This window comes from Corynebacterium tuberculostearicum, from assembly GCF_022347385.1.
GTDB classification, from domain to species: Bacteria; Actinomycetota; Actinomycetes; order Mycobacteriales; family Mycobacteriaceae; genus Corynebacterium; species Corynebacterium tuberculostearicum_M.
Window position 1 is genome coordinate 1 of sequence record NZ_JAKRDT010000056.1, and the last position, 568, is coordinate 568.

At 53.5% G+C, this 568-nt stretch carries 1 protein-coding gene; it reads left to right on the top strand.

The annotated features are described in order from the left end of the window. The coding region (locus MHK00_RS11850; RefSeq protein ID WP_250412016.1) for an IS3 family transposase at positions 1-568 on the top strand (568 nt) is incomplete at both ends.

Sequence of the window (568 nt, forward strand, 5' to 3'; positions counted from 1 at the left end):
GCGTCTACGGCATCCGTAAGATGTGGCATACTCTGCGCCGTGAAGGAATCGACATTGGCCGTGAGCAGACCGCACGCCTGATGCGTCTTGCTGGAGTCAGAGGCAAAGGTAAAGGTAAGTCTCCTATTACTACCCGCAAGCCGAAGGGACCAGATCTGCGTCCTGATTTAGTTAATCGCAAGTTCAACGCCCCGGCACCGGCCCGATTGTGGGTGGCCGATATTACTTATGTGCGCACTAGAAAAGGATTCGTGTACACCGCTTTTGTTACCGACGTGTTCTCCCGAAGGATCGTCGGGTGGGCACTATCTGATTCAATGCGTACCGAGGCGCTGCCGCTGCAGGCGCTTAATCAGGCGATTGTCAGCGCGAAGGAAACAACGGGGCTGATTCATCATTCAGATCATGGCTCACAGTACGTCAGCATTGTCTACAACGAACGGCTGGCTGAGTATGGAATTGCTGCCTCTACCGGGACAGTAGGAGATTCCTATGACAATGCTTTGGCCGAAAACGTCAACGGTTCCTACAAAAATGAGCTGATTCATCGGCGGTCGTGGGACAGCGT